This window comes from Acetonema longum DSM 6540, from assembly GCF_000219125.1.
Lineage (GTDB): Bacteria > Bacillota > Negativicutes > Sporomusales > Acetonemataceae > Acetonema > Acetonema longum.
Window position 1 is genome coordinate 1 of record NZ_AFGF01000228.1, and the last position, 5,787, is coordinate 5,787.

5 protein-coding genes are annotated in these 5,787 nt (G+C 44.8%); 2 read left to right on the forward strand and 3 right to left on the reverse strand.

Annotated elements, in window-relative coordinates; genetic code table 11:
- Positions 1-408: 408 nt before the first annotated feature.
- The 3 genes from ALO_RS17500 to ALO_RS22615 form a co-directional block, all read right to left on the reverse strand.
- On the reverse strand, positions 409-678 hold the full coding sequence (locus tag ALO_RS17500) for a GlsB/YeaQ/YmgE family stress response membrane protein (RefSeq protein WP_004098797.1): 270 nt from the start codon (positions 676-678) through the stop codon (positions 409-411).
- 252 nt (positions 679-930) lie between these two features.
- Positions 931-2,376, reverse strand: a complete 1,446-nt coding sequence (locus ALO_RS17505) for a sodium:proton antiporter (RefSeq protein ID WP_040293796.1) — start codon at positions 2,374-2,376, stop codon at positions 931-933.
- A gap of 251 nt (positions 2,377-2,627) precedes the next feature.
- On the reverse strand, positions 2,628-2,777 hold the full coding sequence (locus ALO_RS22615) for a hypothetical protein (protein ID WP_004098799.1): 150 nt from the start codon (positions 2,775-2,777) through the stop codon (positions 2,628-2,630).
- A 639-nt stretch (positions 2,778-3,416) separates the two neighbouring features.
- On the opposite strand from ALO_RS22615, the gene ALO_RS17510 reads away from it, so the two are divergent.
- Positions 3,417-4,808: an amino acid permease gene (locus ALO_RS17510; protein WP_004098800.1), complete on the forward strand. Its 1,392-nt coding sequence runs from the start codon at positions 3,417-3,419 to the stop codon at positions 4,806-4,808.
- Between the two features lie 292 nt (positions 4,809-5,100).
- Positions 5,101-5,640, forward strand: coding sequence for a nitroreductase family protein (locus tag ALO_RS17515; RefSeq protein ID WP_004098801.1), 540 nt, complete (start codon positions 5,101-5,103; stop codon positions 5,638-5,640).
- Positions 5,641-5,787: the final 147 nt, after the last annotated feature.

Here is a 5,787-nt window from a genome sequence, read left to right on the forward strand (position 1 = left end):
ACAATTGGTGTACCGAACAAGGTAGTCTGCAAAAAATGAGTCGGTTATTAAAAAATGCTACAACCGGATAGCAAATAGGATGGAGGAACTGAAAAGTAAGCGATTGAGTGTTACCGAGGCGATGGTACGGCAGGAAACCCTCAACAGGATGAAGGAGATAACTGAGGCCCTGCGGTCCATGGATACCATGAGGAATTTTGACGAAAATGCCGGTAGAGCCCATTCGGATACTAAATCTGGTGCAGGTTGAGTTTGTGTTGAAGATTGGATTGGGAGTTTTAGAGCTTATCTGAAGTACTTTCTACTAAGCCTGGTATTTATGGTTAAGGCAATTCTGGTATAGAAAGTCAAAAACAAAAACCCGGCGTGGCCGGGCTTCAATTAGTTTTGTAGTACAATGGTTTCTTCCTATTCTTTTTCTTTATTAGCGGCACTACTCCCAAATAGACGGATGGCCCAGAGCAGAATGACCGCTCCGATTGTGCTAGTAATTAAGCTTCCAACAAGGCCATAAGTGGTAATTCCTAGCCAGGAGAACACATATCCTCCGATGAATGCACCTATAATGCCTACGATGATATCAGCCCAAAGCCCGAACCCGTGGCCACGGACAAATTGTCCGGCAATCCAACCAGCAACCGCTCCAATAATCAGGTACCAAATTACGTTACTAACCATAAGATCACCTCCAAAACCTAGGCTTCCCCGTTTGACACTATTTATCCAGAGGCTATTATCTGATAGAAGTCGTTAAGTGCCTATGTTCATATGCTATACTTTAGGGGATGCTTTTGAAAGCTATGACAACCACTGACGATAACGTCTATTACTGAACCTCCGTCCGGCAAAAGATGTTGGAGTTATACGAAGAAGCAGGTAGAATGCGGTTACTTAATCTGGTCGAAACCCGCTGCCGCTTCTNTACTTTTTCTATTGGAAAAACAGGAAAGTATTAAGGATAAATAAAGGAATAAGGATAGAAATCGACCAACCCATATAAGCGAAAAAACTAGGCATTTTGATGCCGCTTCCTTCTGCAATAGATCGCACCATAAAATTTGGCGCATTGCCGATATACGTATTGGCTCCCATAAACACAGACCCCGCTGAAATCGCCATTAAAATACCGGGCGCCATCGTCCCCAAGTCGGTCCATACTCCTGATACAGTCCCCAGTCCACCCGCTATTGATAAAAAAACCAGATAAGTAGGCGCATTATCAAGGAACCCGGATAATATGCCAGTTGCCCAGAAAAACTGCGCGGGTGTCGTCACCCCAAGTTCTCCGCCCCGCGACTGTAAAATCGCGAGGGCCGGAATAATAGTGGCGAAAATCCCGGCAAACAAAACAGCGACCTCTTTAATCGGCCCCCAGGTAAACTGGTTTTCCCGGCGCAATGCAGGAGGGGTCAGCCGCAGCGAGAGCAATGCCAGCAGCACAATAATACTGTCCCTGCAGATATTGATCAGCGGCATCACCAAAGTGTGCCCGTCCGCGGTTAACAGACCGATTCCCCGGTCATGGCCGGCGGCAGAATCAAAGAAGAACGGATGCTTGGCGAACAAGCCACTAAACACAATTGCTGCGATAATGCCGCCGATAAAAGCGAAATTCATTAAACCAGCCACTCTGAGAGGATGCCTGCCGCCGGCATCCGCCGGTTGCATTTGAAGTGAAACAGGTGCCTCCTTTTTTATAAAGTAAGAGTCCATAAAATAATAAACCCCTAAGAGTGCCAATACATTTACCAAAAACAATGGCAGCAGCTTTAGTGTCCAAAAGAACGGAACTCCATGCAAAAAACCCAGAAACAATGGCGGATCACCTACTGGCGTCAGGGACCCTCCGATATTACCGACCAGAAAGATGAAGAAAATAATCGTATGAACCTTATGCTCCCTGCAGGCCATCGCCCGGATTAACGGGCGGATGAGGAGCATGGAAGCGCCCGTTGTGCCGATAATGCTGGCCAGCACAGCACCAACGCCTAATATGGTGGTATTGACGGCCGGCGTACCTGCGAGTGATCCCCGGACAACAATACCACTGGAAATCACAAAGAGGGCAGTAAGCAAGATAATAAAGGGAATATAATCAATGACGTAAATATGGAGCAATTGGTAGAATGCCTGCTTAAAGCCGAAACCGATAATAAACGGGAGAAAAAAAGCACATCCCCAGAAAAAACTGACCTTACCCATATTCTGCTCCCACCAATGCAGATTGAGGATGGGAGCAATTGCAATCGATAACAAAATGCCTATGAACGGGAGGACACTCCATAACGGTAAACGTGCACCCAGCGTCTCGCCTGTAGCTGCAAACCCAGTGGCAGGCTGCAAAACCGCCATAATACAGAGCAATCCGGAGACCATCGCGTAATTGTAAAGTACCACATTTTTCTTTTTCTTCAAATTTAAAAATCTCCTTTAGAATACATTCATTTGTGACCAAGCTCCTGATTAACACAATAATTATTTTCTCGCTATCGCTATATAAAAATAACAAAAAAACAGGAGAAGTCCTTGTTGACAGGCTCCTCCACATAAAACCATATTTTGTTAATACTGTATATACGCTGGTATCAGCACATCCAAGGACACAAATCAAAGACAGTTGCGTTGAATCATGGACGATTTTGCTTATCAAACCACATAAATCCTCCTCCAAGCGCTCCTACCAATGCCATGAATAGCGCTCCTTGAAGGCCAATAAGATAAACTCCTATACCAATACCTATAGCAGTAATAAATGCCCACCATAAAAATTCGAACATGAATTATCACCTCTGTTATTATTTCCTAAAAAGACAAAAAGGAGCCTGTTTTGAACAGACTCCACCTAAGCATCCAACAAATATTTAATTCGGTGTAATTATATCATAACCATACTAAAATAGGCAAGAAAAATCAATGTACCAAAACCCGTCAAACGTGCAAGAGGGTATAGTCGGCGGGGTCAGGCAGCAGTTTTCGCGGAGGCGCCGGCGGGCGGGACAATCCCTCGCGTGTATACAGCTTAGAAAATCTTAACCATAAATTACCGTCTTTACAATATCGAGCTCACGTTCTGTATCGATAGCAGAAACGTGAATTTGACGGAGGCGAAGCGATGTCCTTCATCCATTTCCCTGTATATCAAAAATAGGAAAGTGGCGAAACAATGCCAGATGGTCATTATCTGCTTAAACTTCTAAACTGGCCTGATATTTATGATGTTCAAGAGGTGGTCCGATATACAGAATAGAATTATTATTATATGCACAAGAAAAACACGAATAAGTCGCTAAATTTTTGGATACAGAGCGGATTGGCAAGGTAAGATTCGGATAGCATGTTTGCCTGTTAGCGTGAGTGGGGACGGGCTGCTTGTTTAGATGCAATAGACGTAGCACAGTCTTGAGAGGAGAAAAAACATGAGTTTATTTAGAAAAAAGAATATTGCGGACCTGCTCCGGGGAGGAGAAGGCAATGGTCTTAAGAAAACACTAGGGGCAACTGATCTGGTTTTGTTGGGGATCGGTTGTATCATTGGTACTGGAATTTTTGTGCTTACCGGCGTTGCCGCCGCAAAATATGCCGGTCCAGGAATTATGCTTTCCTTTGTTCTATCGGGTCTAGCCTGCGCCTTCGTAGCACTGGCGTATTCCGAATTAGCGTCAATGGTGCCGGCAGCAGGTGGCGCTTACACGTTCGCTTATGTGACGATGGGTGAACTTGTTGCCTTTGCGGTAGGCTGGGCATTAGTTTGTGAATACACCATCGGTTCGGCAACAGTAGCGGCCGGCTGGTCAGGCTATATGGTCGGCCTGCTTAAATCGGCAGGCATCATGTTACCCACGATGTGGACGACCGTGCCTGCTGAGGGCGGTATCGTCAATATTCCGGCAGTGCTGATAACCGGCTTCCTCACTTATCTGCTCATTCTGGGCACCCGGGAAAGTGTCGCCTTGAACAGAGCTTTGGTATTTATTAAATTGGGGTGTATCGGCTTCTTCCTGTTTGTTGCCGCGCCACATGTCAATCCGTTAAACTGGCAGCCTTTCCTTCCTTTTGGCTGGAGCGGGGCGGTGACTGGCGCCGCCATCGTATTTTTTGCTTATGTCGGCTTTGATTCCGTTGCGACCGCTGCGGAGGAGTGCAACAATCCCAATCGGGATATTCCAATAGGGATCGTTGGTTCGCTGGCTATCTGCACCGTGCTGTATATTGCCGTTGCGGCCGTTCTGACAGGTGTTGTACCTTATTCCATGTTGAATAATAGTGAACCGGTGGCCTATGCGCTCCGCAGCATTGGTATGAATTTTGGCAGTGCTCTCGTGGCGCTAGGCGCTATCAGCGGTATTACCACCGCACTCTTAGTCTTTTTGTATGCTCAGACCCGTGTATTTTTGGCGATGGCCCGTGACGGGATGATTCCTCAAAATCTGGTGAAAATTCACCCTAAATATGGTACTCCACATATTATTACCTTAATTGTCGGCGGCGGAGTGAGTGTGTTGACCGGTTTATTGCCCATCGGCGTCATTGCCGAACTTTGCAATATGGGAACCATGTTTGCTTTCATTCTAGTCTCACTTGGTGTGGGCGTGCTTCGCAAGACCCAGCCAGACACTCATCGGCCGTTTCGGTGCCCTGCTGTTGGAGTGATTGTGCCTTTGGCAGTGCTGCTCTGCGGCTACTTGATAGCTAATTTGTCTAAAGAAACCTTTGTCTTCTTCATTATTTGGCTTGCAATCGGCATGGGGGTTTATTTCTCTTATAGCCGTCATCACAGTACTTTAGGTAAGGTCCAGTATGATGAATAAAAATATATACCGGGGCTTTTTAATTTTCTTAAAAGCTATTTTAAGACTTAGGAATTAAAATAGGTATTGCAACATCCTTTCGAGCACCCTGGCACTCACCTGCCGGGGATTTTTTTATTTTAAGAAGGTTAGTATGATATTTTATAGAATTATATTTTGCATTATTATATAAGTAGGTGAGCTGGTTTGAGCATTGTGATTCATTTTGTTTCTCATAATGCCGAAACAGCACTGAGGGGTATTACAGTTCACTCAACATTCAAAATGTGAATTGTTAGTAAAGGGGATTGCCATGCTAAAACAGATAGAAACCAGAAGAAGCATCCGTAAATATCTAAATAAAAAAGTTGAAAAAGAGAAGCTTGTTCAAATATTAGAAAGCGCCAGACTAGCACCTTCCGGAAGCAATATGCAGCCTTGGACGTTCATTATTATTGAATCGGAAGATACGAAAGAACAACTTTCAATTGCGGATCATCATCAAAAATGGATGATGACAGCTCCGATATTCATTGTGTGTGTAGCAGATATTCGAGATCGTATACCCATGGGCACTAAAGTCAGGCTGGATGAGAACAGTTCTGAACCGGAACTTAAGCAAATCATTCGAGACACAGCAATTGCAATGGAACATATATTGCTTGAAGCGGAGCATCTGGGGTTGGCGACCTGTTGGACAGCCTGGTTTGAGCAAGATGCCGTCAGACCGATCCTGAACATTCCGGATGATAAATATGTGTGCGGAATCATTACTTTGGGATATGGTGATGAGTCACCAAAACAGCGACCGAGAAAAACCATGGAGGAAATTGTAAGATACGAACAATGGTGATGGACTTTTAGAAATTTAAAAGACAATAGTTAAATGCGTGCGAACGCATTTAACTATTGTTATGGAGAAAAGGTGACATTAAGCCGGGTACAGTAGTTCGGCTTTTTGTTATTTTGAATCAATAGTTGGCAGGGAGCAAGTGATTGA